This is a genomic window from Actinomycetota bacterium (assembly GCA_040757835.1).
GTDB lineage: Bacteria > Actinomycetota > Geothermincolia > Geothermincolales > RBG-13-55-18 > SURF-21.
The window spans coordinates 22,137-41,962 of the sequence record JBFLWJ010000014.1 but is presented as its reverse complement, the minus strand read 5'-3'; the positions used below and the strand labels follow the sequence as shown (position 1 = coordinate 41,962).

Here is a 19,826-nt window from a genome sequence, read left to right as displayed (position 1 = left end):
GGGAGCGCACATGCACGACGTGGTGATCATCGGGGCGGGACCGGCGGGCCTGTCGGCAGGGGTTTATTGCGCGCGCAAGATGCTCGACACCCTGGTGGTAACGAGCAACGTGGGCGGCCAGGCCACGTGGTCCTGGGAGGTCGAGAACTACCTGGGGTACCAGCTCATCACCGGCGTCGAGCTGGTCGAGCGTTTTCGGGAACACCTGGACAACTTCAAGGTCGAGCTGCGGGAAGGCCTCAACGTCACTTCCCTGGTGAAGGGGGACGGCGGGTTCGTCGTCGGCACCGACAAGGACGGCGAACTGGAGGCGAGGGCGGTCGTCGTGGCCTCCGGCAAGGTCCCGCGCCTTCTGGGCGTGCCCGGCGAGGACACCTACCGCGGCCGTGGCGTGGCCTACTGCTCCACCTGCGACGGCCCACTCTTCCGGGGCAAGAAGGTGGCGGTGGTCGGCGGGGGCAACTCCGCCCTTGACGCCGCTCTGCAGCTCAGCCATATCGCGGAAAGGGTCTACCTCGTCGCCGCCGAGGAGGCCCTGGGCGGAGACGAGATCAGGCGCCGGCAGGTGCTGGCATCCAGCAAGACCGAGGTCTTCCTCGCGCACCGGGTAAACGCCATCCGCGGCGAGACCTTCGTCAAGGCCATCGATATAGAGGGCGGCGGCGAAACGAGGTCCCTGGAGGTCGCGGGGGTGTTCATCGAGGTCGGGAGCATCCCCAGTACGGCCTTCCTCCCCCCCGAGGTGGAACTGAACGGACTCGGCGAGATCGTCATCGACTCCAATAACCGCACCAGCGTCCCCGGCCTGTTCGCGGCCGGAGACGCCACCAACGTGGTGGAGAAGCAGATCATCATCGCCGCGGGCGAGGGGGCGAAGGCGGCGCTTTCGGCCTACGCCTGGCTGGTGGAGAGCGGCGGCACCGCCGCGACAGCTTGAACACGCGGCGCGGAAAAGGTCCGGACATGCCGAGGGAAAGGGGATGAGCGATGAAGAATTGCGCGAGATGCGGGACGGAGAACCAGGACCATGCGGCGTTCTGTTCCAACTGCGGCGGCGCTTTTACCACCGAGGCGGAAGCCCCGCAAACCGCGGCCCCTCCTCCAACACCCTATGGCTGGAGCCCGCAAGCCAGAGCCGTCCCTCCACCGTCCCCATATGGCCAGCCTCCGGCAGCATATCCCCCCCAGGCACCTCCACCAGGCGTACCTTACGCACCCATGCCCTACCCGGTGGCAGGTCAGGTCAACAACAGTAAAGCGACCGCCTCCCTCATCCTGGGGATCATCGGGCTCATCATATGCCCGTTGATCTGTTCGGTCCTGGCAATTATCCTCGGCTTCACGGCCAAGAATGAGATCGCGGCGAGCGGCGGCTACCAGACCGGAGAGTCCAACGCGAGGGCCGGGATAATCCTGGGATGGATAGGACTGGCCCTGGCCGTGATATGGGTGGTGATCCTGATCCTCGCCGCGGCCAGCAATTCCGCGATTCCCGCTACACCCGTCCTGGCCCTGCTGTAGAAGCGGCCCGCCCAAAGGAGCCCGGGAGGCCGGGTCCTCAAGGGCCGGTCCTGATCACGAAAGTCTTGGCGAGCTTGTCGTGCCAGGCCTGCTTACGGCCGTCGAAACCGGCCCAGAAGTAACCCAGGAGGCAGGGTATCGCGGATATCACCTTGCCTATGGTCTCCCGCAGGGCTGCCGTCCCGTAGCCGATGAGCTGCATGTCCTCACCGACCACCCTGAGGTTAAGCAGCCTCTTGCCCAGGGTCGAACCGCTCCTGGCGGTCATGATGATGAAGTAAGCCCAGATAAGGGACAGCCGCACCAGGTTGAAGAAAACCATGATCTGGGAGCTGACCCCCTCGGGCCAGATCCACAGGCCCCAGAAGAAGAAGTAGATGGGGATGCGGTGGTCGATGGCCGTGAAGACGACGTTTATGGGAAGGAACGCGAGGGAGATCACCATATAGTCCAGCAGGTAGGCAGCCAGCCTTATCCAGAAACCGCCGTAGCTCGGGAAGGTCTGTTGATAGGGCTGGTGCCCGGGTGGGTAGTACTCCGGCTGCTGTTGCGGGGGCCCTCCCGTGGGCGCAGGGTATTGCGGCTGTCCGGGCTGAACCTCACCCCCGAACCGAAAGGCGCAGTTGGAGCAGAAGGCGGCGTCGTCCGGGTTGGCGGCTCCACAATCCGGGCAGTTCTTCACGTCCCATCCCCCCTTACCATTAAGGCTCGCCAGCATGGCTCCCCATATGCGCCGGGCGTGAGGTCGCGGCCCCCGGTCGGACCGTACGTGTTTTCCCAACAGTCTTCGCTCCGGGTCAGATGATTCCCTTTCTGCTATCATTGTCGTTGAACGCACAGGGGTCTATGGTCCCATCGGGGTGGCTGCCCCCATCGCGGTGGACGGCCCAGCGGCGCACCATGGCTTTCGTCCTGGGAGGGGTTCCGACAAGGGGGGAGCACATGGGAGAACACATCGTAGTCGGCGCCGGTCTCGCGGGACTCTGCGCCGCCATCAACCTCAGGCGCGATGGCCACGAGGTAAGGGTGCTGGAGAGGCGGGACGGTGTCGCCGGCCCGGCACGCGACATGTCCACCGGCGAACTCACCTACGTCATGGCCGACGGCACTCCCATGCAGGCGGAGAAGCTGTCTCGCTACATCGGCATAGATATCGCCCCGGCCTGCGAGCCCCTCACCACCACCCGCATGTACGCCTTCGGCAAACGCTACGATACCGATTTCCCGAGGAACGTGCCCGCGGTACTGGTGGAACGCAGCTCGCGCAAGGGCTCCCTGGACATGCTCCTGTACCGCGTCGCGGTGGAGGAGGGCGTGCGGTTCGAGTTCAACCACCCGCTGACGGCGCGTAAAGACTTCGACGACCTGCCGCCCAAGAGCATCATCGCCTCCGGCCTCTTCGAGGACGCCTATAAGGCCCTGGGCATCCCTTACATCCATGTGGACGGGTTCATGGGGCAAGGCCTGGACACGAGCGGCTATAACGGACCCAGCGTGATCCTGTACATGGACCGCTACTCCTGGGACTACGCCTGGTTCTCCACCATCCATGGGCTGGGGGGCGCGGTGATGTTTCAGCGCAAGAAGCCCCTCTCGCGTGAGGCGAAGGAGTGGTTCCCGGCGCAGCTCTACGAGGACGAGGGCATCGAGCTGCCGGAGTGGCACGACCTGGACGTGGGCGTCCTCCCCATGGCCTCCTTCAACAACCCGCGGCTGTTCCACGACAAGTTCATCCTGGCCGGGACCCTGGCGGGGGCCCAGGACCCCGTGCTGCTCTTCGGGGTGCACGGTGCACTGGTCACCGGCAAGATAGCGGCCATGGCCCTAGCCCGTCCGGAGGATGCCTACCGGGAGTTCCGCAAGATCAACCTGTTGTGGAAGTTGAGCTACATGAACCGCCTGCTCATAGAGGCCACCCACCCCTACGGCCTCAAGGCCGCGACCCGGGTGGGGCTTGGGCTGTACCCGCTGCACGCCTGGTTCTCCATGCGCCTCGGCTTCCTCTTCGTGCCCGGCTGGCTGCGGGTGTGACCGTCGCGGGCCCACGAGGAACCCCGGTGGCAGGCGGCCCGTCCGAGCACTGCAGGTAACCCGGCGCGGCGGAACGAAAGAATATTTGACGGCGGGCCTAACGTGGAAAGATGGGAGGAAAGCTTGGCGGGGAGCACGATCGGCGGGGAACGGCCACTTGCGCTCATGGTCCTTGCGGCGGTGCTGATGGTCCTTCTGTGCCTGCCGCTCGTCGCGGGCTGCGGGGCCTCGCAGGGCGGCGGTGAGAACGCTGTCCCGACGGTGCAGGACGGTGCCGTCACGCCGCAGGAAACCCCGCAGGAGCCGCCGCCGCCCGTGTACGCCACCGGGACGGTGACGGGGCTGCGTCCCCTGAAGACCCTCTACGTGGAGGCCGGCCCCAAGTCGGTGGAGCTGATGCCGGGCGGCGACCGCATCTTCGTCAACGATCTCTACGCCCACAAGAACTTCATCTTCGACGCCGCCACCTACGAAATGCTCAAGGAGATACCCCTCCCCGACGAGCCGGTGGAGACTGATTTCTCCCCCGATGGCAGCTATGCCTGGGTGTCGCTGTACAACTCATCCAGGGTGGTGGTGGTGGATACCGAGGCGGGCAGGGTGATAGCGCAGGTGCCCACCGGCAGCATCCCCAAGGAGATCGCCGTGAGCCCCGACGGCAAGTGGGTCTACGTGGCCAACTGGGAATCGAACACGGTGACGGTCATCGACGGGCTGGCCCTGACCAGGGTCAAGGACATCTCCATGTACGGCACCCCCCGCGGCATGGTCTTCTCCCCCGACGGCGGCAAGGTATACGTGTGCGTCATGGGCGGCAACACCCTGGCGGAGGTGGACGTGGCGGGCGGCCACGTGGTGACGCGCCAGATATACTGCGGCGAGAACCCGCGCCACGCCGTGCTCTCACCCGACGGCAAGACCATCTACGTGAGCAACAACATGCCCGGCACCGTCACCTACGTGGACCGCGTGGCTGGCACGGTCACCGCCACCGTGAAGGTGGGCAGCAAGGCGCGCACCATCGCCATCACCCCCGACGGCGCCTACCTCTTCGTCTGCAACTACGACGACGGCACGGTGGGCTGCATCGACATCGCCGCGCGCAGGCAGGTGTTCACCTACCAGACACCCGACCCCATCGGCATGACCGTCGACGCCACTGGAGAGCGCCTCTTCGTATCCAACTACGCCCCCCCGCAGATATCCGTCCTGGAGATCGTCCGTTAGGGTGACAGTCGTGGGGGGGCGGGGTTTCACCTTACCGCTTGAGAAACGCTCATTATGATGTTAGATTAGCTTCCACCTCGGCTCGTGCTTCCAGGGAAGTACGGCCTTGGTATCAACAACAGGCGGTTTGCCGTAAGCGGGTAGGAGCAGATGGAATACTGGTCCCGGCGCAGCAGGTTGATGACGCGGTTGCTCCTGTCCGTGAGCCTGCTTTTCGCCGCCGGTGTCATGGCCTTACTGACCTGGCTTCTGTTGAGCGTGATCGCCGGTGAAAGCGATAAAGAGAGTTATATCTTCCTCGTCATCCTCCTTCTCCCCGTCCCCTACTTGCTCATCTACCTCCTGGGCAGGCGGAGGGGACCGTCCTTCCCGGCGAAGAGAAAGCTCAAGAAACGCCTGCGCGAATCGCCGCCGGCATCCGCCAGGGCCGGAGCGGTGCAGGTATGGGATTGTCTTCCTTTCAAGCGCAGCTCGAGCGCGGGCGAGCTCACCGCTTCCCTTGCGGCAAGCGATGATGAAGGGTGGCCCAGGCTGGACGAGGCCAACCGGGACGTACGCCTGGCAACCGGCGTAAGTTTCGATTTTCCGGTGCTACTGAAGGATGGCGCGCTGAACTTCGTCAGCGGCGAACTGCCCGGCATCGGCACCTGGGTCTGCGTGCCGGGAAAGCTGATCGAGGGACTCGGCCACGAAGAACTGATGGCGTCGATCATCCATGAGATCTGGCATGCAGAGGCCGGGGAACTGGAGACGAAGAGGATCGCCCTTGCGCTTTACGATTTCGGCCTCTTCGCCAGTGCTTTCCTCATCTACTACCTCTCCTTCGCCATAATCGTGAACTCCCTGCCCCTGCAGTTCAGCGTCCCCCAGCTACCCTGGTTTGCCCTGCTGGTTCTGGTCTTCTGGTCCGCGGTCAAGATCTTCTCCTTGTGGGCGGTCTGCGGCCTCTTCCCACAGGGCTCCCGCCTGGCTGCCGACGATTATGCCGCCAGGGTCCTGGCCGATCCTCTGGTCGTAGCGGGGGCTATCTCGAAAGCGCTTGACTACAGCGCAGGAAATGCGGCGGTCAAGAGCCTCCTCTCCGGACGGACGTACTACACCATCTCCCGTTTCATGTTCTCTCCCCTGCTGCGCGGGCGGAATGGCAGGAAGAGCACGCTCGAGAGGTTGGATTCGCTGCGCCTGGAACCTTCGCCCCTGGACGCCGAACTGCTGCCGCAAGTGGAAGCGATGAACCTCGAGATCGCGGCGATCTCGGGAGAGGTCCGAGAAACCTACGACAAGCTCCTGGGTGGCGCTCCAAGCCGTCTTGTCTCCGTCTTTATCTATGCCTTCATCGTCTGCCTGGTGTTGGGCTTCCTGGCTTTTGCCACCGGGAGGAACTTCCTGCCGGTACGATGGTTCCTGGATACCTTCTCGGGGAGCCCTAATGCCGCTGTTGACCATGGGAGCGACTCCGCGGCCACCGTATATATCATCGATATTGGATCGGCCGCGTCCGGGATGGGCTGTTCCTTCCGCCCCCTGAGCGTCGAAGTAAGAGTGGGCGAGACGGTCACCTGGGTCAACCAGGACGATGAGGACCACGTCATCTCCGGAGAAGGTATCCCAACCTCACCACTGCTGAGGCCGGGTGAAGGTTACACCGTCGTCTTCAACCGCAGTGGGAGGTGCGAGTTCCACATCGAGGATGGCGGCGAAGACCAAACGTTGGAGGAGGGCGAGGTGTTCGTTTACTACTAGTACCTTTCCGCGCAGCAGGTGATAATCAATATGATGCTTCTTGAACCGGAGGAAAGAGGAGCCATGGTCGTCGAACGGAGGTTCCGGATGAAGAGGGTGTTGCTGATCTCGTTACTGGCGTTGTTCCTGGCCGTGGCGCTCATGGCCGTGGGCTGCGGCGGTTCGGACGGAGGGAAAAACGGCGAGGAGGGGCCGGCGGGAGTCGGATCCCCAAACGCCGGCGGCGGGAGCGGAGAACAGGCACGGTTCAACGCGGTCGGGACCTTTGAGTCCCCTGACGGAAAATCCATCGTCCTCGAGGAGGATGGAACCTTCGAGTCCGATGCCTGGGGCACCGCCGTGAGCGGAACTTACCTCTGCTCCGATGACGAGCTGGGGAAGTGGGTGGACCTCGCCTTCGAGGACGGTTCGTCGGTGAGCTTGAGCGTGATGACCGGCAACGACGAGGTGGCGGCGATCGTCGATAACGATACCGGTATCCAGTACACCAAGAAGTGATCAGCTGTGGGAAAATGATGCGGGTGCCCCGGGGGTGATGGTGGAATGGCACGAGGACTGCTCTCCAGGTTCTTTAGGCCAAAATACGAGCGTTCTGGGTCACGGGCGGCCGGCCTGGCGATGGTCAACGCAGACGTTTTCACCTCCGATACAACGAAGCCCCGCGCCCGGGCGGTGGCGGTCAAGGACGGGCGCATCACCTACGTAGGAGCCGGCGCGACCTGGCCTGGTGGAAGGAGCTGGGAAGAGAGTCGGGCTCCCGCCTGGCCCTGGGGGACTGCATCAGGACCTGCATGGATGGTGTCGTCCGGCCACACCTCCTACATGTTCAAGCCCTTCAGCGACGCCCCGGGGGAATACGGCGACGTCAACTGGAGCAGGGACGGATGGAACCGCGTCATGGAGATCATCGACGGCATGGGGCTGCAGGCCTGCACCCATGCCTGCGGTGACGCCGGGATCCACCGGGTGATCGCCTCTGGTTCCTGCTCACCCACAAACTGGAGCTGGGGGCCATGGACGGCTGCGTGGACCTGACCATCGTCGGGGGAGAGGTCGTCTATCGCAGGCCATGATCCGCCCGGGCCGTCCCGACCGGAGCGATGCCGAGGCCACCGCGGCCGCCCCGCATCAGCGGTAGCTGAACCTGCGCCCCATGCGCAGCATCTCCGTGGGGTAGAAGTCACCCTGCCACCACAGCCCCCCCCGTGCCGTCCCCACTATCCCCGCCCTCAGCAGGATATAGACCACGACGAAGAGGTCTATGGGAAAGTAGAGCGCGGCCATCAACGGCAACCTGGTCCACCTGCATACGAGGATGGATACTGCCATGCCCAGCGATACCGCCACGGTACCTATCAGCTCACCGTATGGGATCCCCAAGGGGAAGAAGAAGAGGTAGGGCCCGAATTCGACCGCGAAGAAAAGCAATGTGAGCCAGAAGATGCGTGGCAGGCTGAACCCGCCCAGGGTGGCGAACACCCCCCTTTCCATGTCCACGGCCATCTCCCGCAGTCTCGGAGGGAAGGCCGCCCCCACGTAGCCGCGCCCGTTAACGACTCCGCATCGCCCTCCCGCGCCCTTTATCATCTGGGCCAGTGCGACGTCCTCCGAGGGCTCCATGCGCAGCTCCGCCAGTCCTCCCGCCTCCTCCAGGATGGAGCGGCGTACCAGGGCCAGCGACGGGGAGCCCACGGCGGCGCTGCTTCCCTCTTTCTCCGCCGCCCAGGCCCGTTCGCTTATCAGCATGACGCGCAGCAGCACCTGGGACACGGAATCCACGAGTGATCTGCCGCGGTGGAGTCCGGGTATGACCGCAAGGTAGTCCAGGCCCCGGGACTCGCAATGGGAGATCGCCCTGGGGATGGCGCCGGAGGATACCTCCGCGTCGGCGTCGCTGAAACCCAGCCACTCACCGCCGGACGCCTCGACCCCCCTCTGCATGGCGTACACCTTGCCCAGCCATCCACCGGGGAGGTCATCTATGTGCACGGCTCTCACCCTCGCGTCCGAGGCGGCCAGCTCGTCTATGAGGGAGGCGGTGCCGTCCGTGGAGCGGTCATCCACCAGGATGAATTCCAGGCCTGGATATTCTTCCTTCAGGCGCTCGTTCAACGGGCCGCTCGCGTCATCCGCCCCGTCGCGCAGGGGGACGATGACCGACACCCTCGGCCATTCGTCCCTTTGGGGTTCGGGCAACTCCTCCAGCAGGGGGACCGTCTTGATGATGCGTATGGTCAGGAAGAGCACCGCCAGCCAGTACAGGCAGCCGGCGGCCATCCACGCCACCAGGAGGATATCCAGTACTACCATCTCGAATTATGCGTCGGAGCATGGGGCAAGTCCCTTTAATCCCAGTTCCCGGCCATTAGAGAGAACCATGGGTCGGTCCTGGCAACCCATCTACGCTGCCACCAGCCCGGGAAATCCCAGGTCAGGCACGGCGTGCGCGCAGGCCCGTGCATATAAGTGGTTAGAGAAACGGTACCCGCCCCGCGTGTCGCCTGTATAACCCCACCTTCCCGAGAACCGTGGGTCGGTCCTGGCAACCCATCCGCGCAACCCCTGCCCGAGAACTACCAGGTCGGGCGCAGCGGCGCGCAGGCCCGTGCATAGCAGTTGTTAATGGAGCAGTACATGGGCGCGGGTGTCGCCTATAAAATATCACCTGCCCGGGCTCGACTGGGTTGGTCGGAGCGGAGCGTGTATAGCGGAGCGAGACCATTACCCAGCGGCCCGGGCACCCAAGTGTAAGCCTTATTCGAGGTAGTCGCGGAGCTTGGCGGAGCGGGTGGGGTGGCGCAGCTTGGCCAGGGTCTTGGACTCGATCTGGCGGATCCTCTCGCGGGTTACGCCGAACTCCCGTCCCACCTCTTCCAGGGTGCGCGGGTGGCCGTCGGTGAGCCCGAAACGGAGGCGGATGACTTCCTTCTCCCTCTCGTTCAGGGAGTTCAGCACGTCCTCGAGCTGCTCCTGCAGGAGGATGAAGGAGGCGGCGTCTATGGGCACCACGGCATCGGCGTCCTCAATGAAGTCCCCCAAGTGGGAGTCCTCCTCCTCGCCGATGGGGGTCTCCAGGGACACGGGTTCCTGGGACACCTTGATGATCTCGCGCACCTTCTCCGGGGTGAGCTCCATCTGCTCGGCTATCTCCTCGGGAGTGGGCTCCCGGCCCAGTTCCTGCAGGAGCGAGCGCTGTACGCGGATGAGCTTGTTGATGGTCTCAACCATGTGTACCGGGATGCGGATGGTGCGGGCCTGGTCGGCGATGGCCCGGGTAATGGCCTGCCTGATCCACCAGGTGGCGTAGGTGGAGAACTTGTAGCCCTTGCGGAAGTCGAACTTCTCCACCGCGCGGATGAGGCCCAGGTTGCCCTCCTGGATGAGGTCGAGGAAGAGCATCCCCCGGCCTACGTAGCGCTTGGCGATGGACACCACCAGCCTGAGGTTGGCCTCCACCAGCTTCCTCTTGGCCTCCTGGCCGGTACGCTCCTGGCGCCGCAGCGTCCGCAGCTCCTCGCGGGAGAGCTTGTCGCCCTTCTCACGCAGCTTTGCCGAGGCCTCCTCCCCGGCCTCTATCTTCTTGGCCAGGTCGACCTCCTCGCTCGCGGTGAGCAGCGGTACTTTTCCGATCTCCTTGAGGTACATGCGCACGGGATCGTTGGTCGGGGTCTTTCCCGCCATTTCCATGTCTTTTTCCAGGGTCTCTTCCTTCTCTTCCTCGGCCTCCTCGGCCTCTTCCTCCTCCATCTCGCGCAGGTTTTCCGCGGACGGTCCATCCAACACTTCCACGTTCATCTCCTCCAAGAGAGAGTAGAAGTGGTCCATCTGCTCCGGGCTCAGGTGCAGTGCCTGCAGCGATTCAGTGATCTCGTCCTGGGTGAGTACGCCTCTGCCTTGGCCCTTAGAGAGCAGTTCTTTTATCTCTTCGTAGTCGAGGTCTTTCCAATCTTCCACTTTTTCCACCTGAGAGAGGATTACCTTATGGATAATCGAGCGAACCGCTGATTCCCTTTAGCGCCCCTATCTCAACTCCCGTTTCAGGCGCTCAAGAGCGAAAATCTCCTCCGTGAGTTCCTGCTCGCGCGCGTGATCTCTCTGGGGTGCGGCCGTGTGGTCTTCCAACTCTTTCTTCAATCTCCTTATTTGACGCTCAAAATAGAATTCCTTCAGGGAAAGGAGAAGGTCCCCGTAGATAGCCCGAGCGTCCTCGTCACCTATACTATCAACATTCCCACTTTTCTCGAAAACTAACGCCGTAGCGGTGCTGATTACCTGCTCGGACTCCAGGTCCTCGATGAGTTCCGAGAGCAGCCCTTCTCCGCCGTAGGCCGCGGTCCCGTCCGCGCCGGACCTGTCCAGGAGCGCCTGAAGGATTATACGGTACCCGGGGTCGCTGAACAACCCCATATCCAGATCTTCCTGCGCTTTCTCCAGCAAGTAGGGATGATGCACCAGGAGCCGTAAAAGTTCCCGTTCCGCCTTCACCTGGGGGGGAAGGGCTATGTAGGCCTCCGGTGTCCTGGTTCCCGTTGCCGCGGCCCCGCCCCGTTCGCGCCGGTACAGGTCGTAAACAGCCTGGTAACCCGAGCCCGCCCAGTCGGCTATCTCCTTGATATGGCGTTCGTTCTCGATGTCGCTCCCCAGCCCGCCCAGCAGGTGGACAGCCTTGCGTACGCCGCGCAGGCGGGAGTTCGTATCCGAGGGGTCGTGCTCTTCGAGGACCTTTTGCAGGCAGAAATCCACCAGGGGCACGCTCTCCTTCGCCCGTTGAAGAAACTCCTCCGGTCCGCGCGAGGATACGAAATCCGCGGGGTCCATCCCCTCCTCCAGGACCATGACCCGCAGGTCAAGGTCGAAATCACCGTGGAACTCCAGGCCCCTCTCGCTGGCATTGACGCCGGCCGCATCAGCGTCGAACGCCAGCACTACCCGTTCCGTGAGGCGGGAGAGCAGCTTGATATGCTCCTCTCCAAGGGCGGTACCCAGGGTGGCCGCCACGTTGCGGACGCCCGCCTTCCACAACCCGATGACGTCGGTATATCCCTCCACCAGCACCGCGAACCCGTCGCGCACGATCTCCCGCCGTGATAGGTTGAGGGCATAGAGATGGCGGCTCTTGGTGTAGATGGGGGTCTCGGGCGAATTGAGGTACTTGGGCTGTCCCTCACCGATCACCCTCCCCCCGAAGGCGATGACGCGGTCCTGCAGGTCGTGGATGGGGAAGATAAGGCGGCCGCGGAAGCGGTCGTAGATGCCTTTCTCCCCTTGCAGGCCCAGCCCCACCGCCATGAAGTCCTGCGCCGCGAAACCCTTGCGGGTGGCCTGCCGGTACAGGAAGTCCCAGGATCCGGGGGCGTAACCCAGCCGGAAGGCCTTGGCGGTCTCGCGGTCGATACCCCGGGAGGCCAGGTAGTCCCGGGCCGGCCTCCCCGCCTCATGCGAGAGCAGCATCTCGTGGTAGATATCGGCCGCCCACGAGTTGAGGCGGTAGAGCCTGCCGCGCCGGGTCTCCACCTCCCCCGCCTCCTTGGTCACCCCCTCGTAGTGCAGGGTGAACCCGGTGCGGGAGGCCAGCCTCTCCGCCGCCTCGCGGAAGTCCAGCCCCTCCTTCTTCTTGAGGAAGGTGAAGACGTTCCCCCCCTCGCCGCAACCGAAGCAATGATAGAGCTGCTTGGAGGGGTCGACCATGAACGACGGGGTCTTCTCGTCGTGAAAGGGGCACAGGCCCTTGAAGTAGCGACCGGCCTTCTTGAGCTGCACGTAGTCGGAGATGACGTCGACGATGCTGGCCTGCTCGCGCAGCCTGTCGATGTCCTCGTCCCTTATGCGTCCTCTGCCCATGGACCTTCCTTATCTGTCCGCAACTGAGCCCGCCGGAAAGCGGTCCGGCCCCCGGGGCATCCCCGGCGAAGTCAGCCCTCCCAGCTGCGGGGGACGAAATGCTCCTTGTATTTGCTGTCAGCGTAGCGGTCGGTCATTCCCGCCACGTAGTCGCAGACCCTTATGCTCAGCGCCTCATCCCCGCCCTGGAACTCCCCGGGCATCTCCTCCGGATGCTCCAGGTAGAACTCGAAGAGGCTGCGCAGCATGGTAACCGCCTTGCCTTCCTCCAGCTTGGCCACGGAGCCGATATATACCCGGTCGAAGAGGAAGGCGCGCAGCTCGTCCAGGGCGGTCTCCACCTCCGCGCTGAGGAGGATCTCAGCCGAGCCCCTGCTGCGCTCGACCATGTCGTTGACCAGCGTGTTTATGCGTTGGCTGTGGTGGCGCCCCAGCACCTGCAGGGTGGAAGCCGGCAGGTCCGCCTCCTCCAGTATGCCCGCCCTGATGGCGTCGTCTATGTCGTGGTTGACGTAGGCGATACGGTCCGCCACGCGCACGATCTTTCCCTCCAGGGTGGCGGGAGGAGCGCTCTTGCCGGTATGTCCCCGGATACCGTCCCTCACTTCCCAGGTGAGATTGAGCCCCTTGCCGCCATACTCCAGCCTCTCCACCACCCGCAGGCTCTGCTCGTTATGGCGGAAAGGGGACGGGGTCAACCCCTGCAGGGCGTCCTCACCCATATGCCCGAAGGGGGTGTGCCCCAGGTCGTGGCCCAGGGCCACGGCCTCGGTGAGGTCCTCGTTCAGGTGCAGGGCGCGGGCGATGGTTCGGGATATCTGGCTCACCTCCAGGGTATGGGTGAGCCGGGTACGGTAATGGTCGCCCTCGGGGGCAAGAAAGACCTGCGTCTTGTGCTTGAGACGGCGGAACGACTTGCAGTGGATGATACGGTCGCGGTCGCGCATGAAACAGGTGCGCAGCGGATCGGGCGGCTCCTCCCTCTCCCGGCCCCGGCTGTCACGGCTGCGCACGGCATGGGGGGAGAGCCATGCGTCTTCCCAGCCCTCGATCTCCTCGCGCACGTTCATGAAGCGGCCTTCTTGACCTCCCGCGCCAGGCGCTTCCCGAGGATGCGCGCCCTCTCCAGGGCGTAGTGATCCTCCGCGGCCGGCTTCTGCGCGCACACCCCGTGGTGCCCGCCGTCGGTGTCGTCGCTGCCGTCGCCCACGATGCTCATGCCCTGGACGAGGAGCATATCGTGGAGGGCCCGGAGCGTTGTCTCCTGGCCACCGAAACGCGCGGCCCCCACGCTAACCGCGGCCGCCGGTTTCCCCACCAGAGAACGCCTGGCGCGGATGGCGCGCGTCTTGTCCCAGAGGGCCTTGAGCTGGGCCGATACCGTGCCGAAATATACCGGGCTGCCCAGCACCACCGCCGCCGCACCCTCCAGGTCGTCGCATACCTTCCTCAGTCCAGCGTCCTTGTCGTGGCAGGCCTCTTTGCAGGGGCTGGAGCAGGCCGTGCAGAAGGGCATCTTCTGCCCCTTCACGGCTTCCATGACCTGGATGAGCCGGCCCTCTACGCCCTCCTCGCCCGCCGCCTCGAGCACCTCCCGCAACAGCACGGCGGTATTGCCGTTGCGGTTCGGGCTGCCGTTGATAGCCAGTATGAACACGGTCTTCACCCCCAGGCCAAAGCGTACGTACACCTCTATATGATTCTACTCCGCGGCGGTGTCAGTCTTTTATCCGCTGTGCGAGAAGGTCACTTCGTCGCGTCGGAAGCACCGCCCATGGCCGCGTGGGCCGCCGCCAGCCTCGCCACCGGCACCCGGAAGGGGGAGCAGCTGACGTAGGTCAGTCCCACTTCGTGGCAGAACTGGATGCTGCGCGGGTCGCCACCGTGTTCGCCACAGATGCCCAGCTTGATCGACGGGTTGACACCTCGCCCCAGTTCGCATGCCATGCGCACCAGCTTGCCCACGCCCTCGACGTCCAGGGTCTGGAAGGGGTTATCCGCGATGATGCCCTGCTCGATATAGAGCGGGAGGAACTTGGCCTCCGCGTCGTCGCGGCTGAATCCAAGCGTCGTCTGGGTGAGGTCATTGGTGCCGAAGGAGAAGAAATCGGCGACCTCGCCGATCTGGTCCGCGGTGAGCGCGGCGCGCGGCAGCTCGATCATGGTGCCGACCATGTATTCCAGGTCGACCCCCATGGCCGAGATGACCCCGTCGGCCACCTCTTTCACCTTGGTCTTCTCTATCTCCAGCTCCCGGCGGAAAGCGACCAGGGGGATCATTATCTCCACCCGCGGGTCCCTACCCTTTTGCTTGAGGTCACAGGCCGCCTTGATGATGGCCCTCACCTGCATCTCGGTGACCCCGCCCATGGTGCACCCGACACGGCAGCCACGCATGCCCAGCATGGGGTTGGCCTCGGCCTCGGCCCGCACCCGGGACAGCAGCTTCTCCTTGGCGTCCATCTCGTCCCTCTCGCCGGGGACGTGCTTGAGGCTCTCTATCTCAACCCTGAGGTCGGCGAGGTTGGGCAGGAACTCGTGCAGCGGCGGGTCGAGGAGGCGGATGGTCACCGGCAGGCCGTCCATGATCTCCAGGATGCCCTCGAAGTCCTGGCGAAGCAGGGGCTCAAGCTCCATGAAGGCTTCCTCGCGCCCCTCGTCGTCCTCGGCCAGGATCATGCGCCTGACGATGGGCAAGCGGTCCTCGCCGATTAGCATGTGCTCGATGCGGCAGAGCCCGATGCCCTCGGCGCCGAAATCGCGCGCCCGTTGCGAGTCCTCGGGGGTGTCGGCGTTGGTGCGCACCCCGAGGCGGCGCAGCTTGTCCGCCCATGCGAGCACCTTCTCCAGGTTCTCGTCCACCTTGGGCTCGATGAGGGTGACCTCGCCCAGGATGACCTTGCCCGAGGTGCCGTCAATGGTAATGGTCTCGCCCTCGCGCACCACCACATCGTTGACCTCGAATATCCTCTCCGCCTGTTTGATCTTGATGGCCTCGGCGCCGCTGATGCATGGCTTGCCCATGCCGCGGGCCACCACCGCCGCGTGGCTGGTCATGCCGCCGTGGCTGGTGAGCACGCCCTGGGCATTGATGATGCCGTGGATGTCGTCGGGGGTGGTCTCCCAGCGCACCAGGATCACCTTGTCCCCGCGAGAGCCGCGCATCTCCGCGGTATCGGCGTCGAAGACCACCTCGCCAACGGCGGCCCCGGGCGAGGCGGGCAGACCCCTGGCGATGACGTCGTAGGAAGCATCGGGGTCGAGGCGCGGGTGCAGGAGCTGGTCGAGCTGATCCGGCTGCACTCTCGACACCGCCTCCTCCTCGCTGATGAGGCCTTCGCCCACCATATCCACGGCTATCTTTAGGGCAGCGGAGGCGGTGCGTTTACCCGTCCTGGTCTGCAGCATGAACAGTTTGCCCTGCTCGATGGTGAACTCTATGTCCTGCATGTCGCGGTAGTGTTTCTCCAGCTTGTCCATGACCCCGGTGAGCTCCCCGTAAGGTCCGGGCATCTCCTTTCCCAGTTCCTCCAGGGTGTTGGGGGTGCGGATGCCCGCCACCACGTCCTCGCCCTGGGCGTTGATGAGGTACTCGCCGAAACGGCGCGCCTCGCCGGTGGAGGGGTTGCGGGTGAAGCACACCCCGGTGGCGGAGTCCTCGCCTTTGTTCCCGAAGACCATGGACTGGACGTTCACCGCCGTGCCCAGGTCGTCGGGGATGTCGTACTGCTTGCGGTAGGTCCTGGCGCGGTCGCTCTCCCAGCTCTTGAAGACCGCCTGGATGGCCAGGTCGAGCTGCTCGCGGGGATCGGCCGGGAAATCGCGCCCGGCGTGCTCCCTGGTTATGGCCTTGAACTTCTCCGAAAGCTCCTTCCATGCCGCGGCGTCCAGCTCGACATCGAGCTTCACTCTCAGGCTCTCCTTCTTGCGCGTCAGCTCCTCCTCGAAGTACTTGCGCTCCACCCCCATGACGATGTCCGAGAACATGGTGATGAAGCGGCGGTAGGCATCGTAGGCGAAGCGCTCGTCGCCGGTGAGAGAGGCCAGTCCTTTTACCGAATCGTCGTTGAGGCCCAGGTTGAGCACGGTGTCCATCATCCCGGGCATGGAGATGGCCGCCCCGGAGCGCACCGACACCAGGAGGGGGTCGCCGGGGTCCCCCAGCTTCTTCCCCATCCTCTTCTCCAGGGCCTGCAGGTGCTCCTCGATCTCCTCCGCGAGGCCCGCGGGATAGCCGCCTTCCCGGTAATAGTAATTGCAGGCCTCGGTGGTGATGGTGAATCCCGGCGGCACCGGCAGCTCCAGCCTGGTCATCTCCGCCAGGTTGGCGCCCTTGCCCCCGAGCAGTTTCTTCATGCCGGTTTCGCCCTCGTCGAAATCGTAGACGTACTTCGCAGGTGCCATGATGCCTTCCTCCTAACAGGTTTCCTCAGAAGCGGCCGTCCCGTTAAGACCGGATGATCTCGTGGGAAGATAGAAAACAGTGAAATTATAATTGATTTTCACCCCGAATACACCTGGATAAACGGCCTTGGCTTGTGATCCGGGGATACCCAAACGATATCGCAAACCCGAGATGCCGAGATGCCAGGGCCGACGCTCTCTCGACGTCCGGGGGTCCAGGTCTTGTTTCTTGGATTATAGGTAGTTGCGTCCTTGCAGTTAGAGGTATATTAAAATGGCGCAACATACCGGGGTATCCAAAGGACAAGGCCTGAGAGCCTGTTGCGCAAACCAAGTGGCGGGCTGAAAAAGTGGGGTCGTGTCTTCAGAATCCAATTCCTTCGCAGGCAGGCGGGAAGACCGGCCGTCTCCTGAAACGGGATTTGTGAAGACACGACCCCTCACGCGCCGTATCCGAGATTGCGCAACAGGCTCCTGACCCTTTGCATCGGTGTTTATTCATAACGTAGCGCCTCTATGGGGTCAAGACGGGCCGCTTTGGCCGCTGGATAGATCCCGAATACGATGCCGATCACCGCGGCCACGAAAACGGCGAGCAGCACGGAGCCGCCGGTGACGACGGTGGAGAACTCAAGCATGTGTCCGGCAGCCACGCTCAGGACCTGCCCGAACAGGATGCCGAGGATCCCACCGGCAAAGGTGAGCATCACCGCTTCCGCGATGAACTGCACGAGGATGTCGATGGTCCTGGCCCCTACGGCCTTCCTGAGACCGATCTCCCGCGTACGCTCGGTAACCGAGACGAGCATGATGTTCATTATCCCGATCCCCCCGACCAGCAGGGATATCGCCGCTATGCCCGCCAGGAAGGCGGTCATGATGTCGGTGATACTGGAGATCGTGGCCAGCAGGTCCTGGGAGGAACGCACGGTGAAATCCGCCAGTTCCTCGTCCTCGATACCGTGGTTGGAGAGAAGGACCCCGGTGGCTTCTTCCTTTACCGCATCGACGCTCCCCTCGTCCTGCGCCTGGATGACGATGGAGGAGAAATATTCCGTGTCGAAACTGGTCCTTGCCGCAGTGTAAGGGATAAAAGCCCCCTCGTTGGGATTGGTTATGCCGTTCTCTTCCGCCACCCCGAGGACGCCTATCACCGTGTACTGGTCGCCCCCCACCTGCAGGCTCTTTCCCATGGGGGTCTCTCCCCCGGATACCGCCCCCGCCAGGTCGCTGCCGAGGACGATCACCGCGGCTCCGGACTCCACGTCCTGCTCGGTATACCATCCGCCCTCGGCCACCTCCAGGTTCATTATCCCTGGGTAGTGCTGCGAGGTGCCGGTCACCTGAAAACGCCGCTCGCCCTGCTGTGTTTCGAATATACTGGTGGCAGCGATATTGCCCGAGACCGCGCTGATCCCCGACGATCCGGTCATGGCCGCGAGCGCATCGAGGTCACCCTGCGTCAGGGTGGACATCTCTCGGCCTCCGGTGATCCCCTGACCCTGTCCGCCATGGGATCCCAGAGGTCCCGTACCGCTGCTGACCCCCGGCGTTACCGTGATGTTGGTCGTGCCGAGGATCGAGACGCTCTCCGTCAGGTCTTTCTTCGCGCCGTTTCCCAGCGACATCAGGGCGATCACCGAGGCGATGCCGATGACGATGCCCAGGACGGTGAGGAAGCTCCGCGCCTTGTTGGCGAAGATCGCTCCGAGGGACTGCCTTACCACTCTGGCCGCTTTCATGACCCGATGCCTCCCGGCGCCACTATCCGGCCGTCGCGCAACATCACCGTGCGATCGGCCATGGCCGCCATCTCCGGCTCGTGGGTGATGAGGACGATAGTGGCGCCATCGCCGTTGATCTCGCGAAAGACGCCGATGATCTCGGCGGAGGTCACGGAATCGAGATTTCCGGTAGGCTCGTCGGCGATTATTATCGCCGGGTCCATGATCAGAGCCCGCGCGATGGCCACCCTCTGGATCTGTCCGCCCGATAGCTGGTTGCTCCTGTGGTGCGCGACGCTCTCCAGGCCGAAGCGTTCGATCAATTCCATTGCCCTTTCCCGCCTGCCGTCGCTCTTGCCGTAGATGGCAGGCAACAGCACGTTGTCCAGCACCGTGGTACGGGGGAGGAGGTTGAAGGCCTGGAAAACGAACCCTATCTTCCGGTTCCGGATGCCTGCCTGCTCCGCTTTGCCGATATCGCTCACGCTCTTTCCGTCCAGGTAATAGCCGCCCGAAGAGGGCTTGTCCAGGAGTCCGATGATGTTCATGAGGGTGGTCTTGCCGGAACCTGAAGGGCCCATGATTGCCACGAATTCGCCTTTTCCAATCTCGAGCGACACGCCCCGCAGCGCGTGCACATCCTCGCCACCCATGTTGTAGAGCTTGTGGATGTCCTCGAGCTCGATACGGTTCATGCCGTTCCGCGTCACGCCGTTATCGTTTGTCTGCACCGCCTGCCTCCTTTGCCTCCCGCATTTGCGTCGACGTTATTTCGGAGAAATGCTCCAATGGAAAATCCGCTGCCATCTTCTCGATGATCAGTGAGAGTACGCTACAAAATATTTTGAAATCGTCGCGATCGATCTCCCCCAGGGCCTTGTTCAGGCTCTCGCTGCCGGCCTTGATCAAGTCGCCTGCCATCCGGTTTCCTTCGTCGGACAGCCTTACCAGGACGACCCTGCGGTCCTTCTCGTCCGGTACGCGCTCGACCAGCCCCTTGCCTTCAAGACGCTCAATAAACCTGGTGGCCACGCTGACGGTCACGTTGGTGAACTTTGAGATCGCGCTCATGCTGAGCGGGCCCGCTTCATGGAGGAAGCCGAGAAACGCTATCTGGGGCGGCCTGAGCCCGGCGTCCCTTAAAATATGCGAGCCGAATCCGTGTAGAAGCCTGACGCATAGATGGAGCAGATAATAGGTTTGCTCTGCCTCCGCGTTCCTCGCTCTGTCCCTCATGTTATATATCTTCCTTATTACAATTGTTGTATTATTGCAATAATATCTCCACCCATGTGTTCTGTCAAGGGGTCGTATCCTCAGTCTTCAATTTTCCGA

17 protein-coding genes and 1 pseudogene are annotated in these 19,826 nt (G+C 63.5%); 8 read left to right on the top strand and 10 right to left on the bottom strand.

Annotated features, from left to right (window positions below; all coding sequences use genetic code 11):
* Positions 1-10 precede the first annotated feature (10 nt).
* The 3 genes and pseudogenes from AB1384_11370 (at position 11) to AB1384_11360 (ending at position 1,521) form a co-directional block, all read left to right on the top strand.
* A complete protein-coding gene (locus AB1384_11370) occupies positions 11-937 on the top strand; it encodes an FAD-dependent oxidoreductase (protein ID MEW6554872.1) in 927 nt (308 codons plus the stop codon).
* A gap of 50 nt (positions 938-987) precedes the next feature.
* Positions 988-1,053 (top strand): annotated as a pseudogene (locus AB1384_11365) (zinc-ribbon domain-containing protein).
* A gap of 165 nt (positions 1,054-1,218) precedes the next feature.
* A complete protein-coding gene (locus AB1384_11360; GenBank protein MEW6554871.1) occupies positions 1,219-1,521 on the top strand; it encodes a DUF4190 domain-containing protein in 303 nt (100 codons plus the stop codon).
* A gap of 37 nt (positions 1,522-1,558) precedes the next feature.
* Here AB1384_11360 and AB1384_11355 read toward each other — a convergent pair whose 3' ends face one another.
* On the bottom strand, positions 1,559-2,239 hold the full coding sequence (locus AB1384_11355) for an RDD family protein (protein MEW6554870.1): 681 nt from the start codon (positions 2,237-2,239) through the stop codon (positions 1,559-1,561).
* Positions 2,240-2,463: 224 nt separating this feature from the next.
* On the opposite strand from AB1384_11355, the gene AB1384_11350 reads away from it, so the two are divergent.
* From AB1384_11350 to AB1384_11330, 5 genes are all read left to right on the top strand, one after another.
* Positions 2,464-3,552 carry an FAD-dependent oxidoreductase gene (locus AB1384_11350; GenBank protein MEW6554869.1) on the top strand — a complete coding sequence of 363 codons (1,089 nt, stop codon included), beginning with the start codon at positions 2,464-2,466 and terminating at the stop codon, positions 3,550-3,552.
* A 123-nt stretch (positions 3,553-3,675) separates the two neighbouring features.
* Positions 3,676-4,779, top strand: a complete 1,104-nt coding sequence (locus tag AB1384_11345) for a cytochrome D1 domain-containing protein (protein ID MEW6554868.1) — start codon at positions 3,676-3,678, stop codon at positions 4,777-4,779.
* A 150-nt stretch (positions 4,780-4,929) separates the two neighbouring features.
* A complete protein-coding gene (locus tag AB1384_11340) occupies positions 4,930-6,522 on the top strand; it encodes a hypothetical protein (GenBank protein MEW6554867.1) in 1,593 nt (530 codons plus the stop codon).
* Between the two features lie 87 nt (positions 6,523-6,609).
* On the top strand, positions 6,610-7,020 hold the full coding sequence (locus AB1384_11335) for a hypothetical protein (GenBank protein MEW6554866.1): 411 nt from the start codon (positions 6,610-6,612) through the stop codon (positions 7,018-7,020).
* 120 nt (positions 7,021-7,140) lie between these two features.
* Entirely contained in the window at positions 7,141-7,557 is a 417-nt protein-coding gene (locus AB1384_11330; GenBank protein MEW6554865.1) for a hypothetical protein, read from the top strand.
* Between the two features lie 93 nt (positions 7,558-7,650).
* Here AB1384_11330 and AB1384_11325 read toward each other — a convergent pair whose 3' ends face one another.
* The 9 genes from AB1384_11325 to AB1384_11285 form a co-directional block, all read right to left on the bottom strand.
* Positions 7,651-8,832, bottom strand: a complete 1,182-nt coding sequence (locus tag AB1384_11325; protein ID MEW6554864.1) for a glycosyltransferase family 2 protein — start codon at positions 8,830-8,832, stop codon at positions 7,651-7,653.
* A 444-nt stretch (positions 8,833-9,276) separates the two neighbouring features.
* Positions 9,277-10,476, bottom strand: coding sequence for an RNA polymerase sigma factor RpoD (gene rpoD / locus AB1384_11320; protein MEW6554863.1), 1,200 nt, complete (start codon positions 10,474-10,476; stop codon positions 9,277-9,279).
* A 66-nt stretch (positions 10,477-10,542) separates the two neighbouring features.
* Complete coding sequence (gene dnaG / locus AB1384_11315) at positions 10,543-12,363, bottom strand: DNA primase (protein MEW6554862.1); 1,821 nt, start codon at positions 12,361-12,363, stop codon at positions 10,543-10,545.
* A gap of 71 nt (positions 12,364-12,434) precedes the next feature.
* Positions 12,435-13,433: a deoxyguanosinetriphosphate triphosphohydrolase gene (locus AB1384_11310; GenBank protein ID MEW6554861.1), complete on the bottom strand. Its 999-nt coding sequence runs from the start codon at positions 13,431-13,433 to the stop codon at positions 12,435-12,437.
* The gene (locus AB1384_11305) at positions 13,430-14,053 is read right to left on the bottom strand and encodes a flavodoxin family protein (GenBank protein MEW6554860.1); all 624 of its coding nucleotides are present in this window, start codon (positions 14,051-14,053) and stop codon (positions 13,430-13,432) included. The genes AB1384_11310 and AB1384_11305 overlap by 4 nt, the downstream gene beginning before the upstream one ends.
* A 56-nt stretch (positions 14,054-14,109) precedes the next feature.
* Complete coding sequence (gene ppdK / locus AB1384_11300; protein ID MEW6554859.1) at positions 14,110-16,767, bottom strand: pyruvate, phosphate dikinase; 2,658 nt, start codon at positions 16,765-16,767, stop codon at positions 14,110-14,112.
* A gap of 494 nt (positions 16,768-17,261) precedes the next feature.
* Positions 17,262-18,509, bottom strand: a complete 1,248-nt coding sequence (locus AB1384_11295; protein ID MEW6554858.1) for an ABC transporter permease — start codon at positions 18,507-18,509, stop codon at positions 17,262-17,264.
* Positions 18,506-19,222, bottom strand: coding sequence for an ABC transporter ATP-binding protein (locus tag AB1384_11290; protein ID MEW6554857.1), 717 nt, complete (start codon positions 19,220-19,222; stop codon positions 18,506-18,508). The genes AB1384_11295 and AB1384_11290 overlap by 4 nt, the downstream gene beginning before the upstream one ends.
* The gene (locus tag AB1384_11285; GenBank protein ID MEW6554856.1) at positions 19,206-19,727 is read right to left on the bottom strand and encodes a MarR family transcriptional regulator; all 522 of its coding nucleotides are present in this window, start codon (positions 19,725-19,727) and stop codon (positions 19,206-19,208) included. Before AB1384_11285 ends, AB1384_11290 begins: the two co-directional genes overlap by 17 nt.
* Positions 19,728-19,826: the final 99 nt, after the last annotated feature.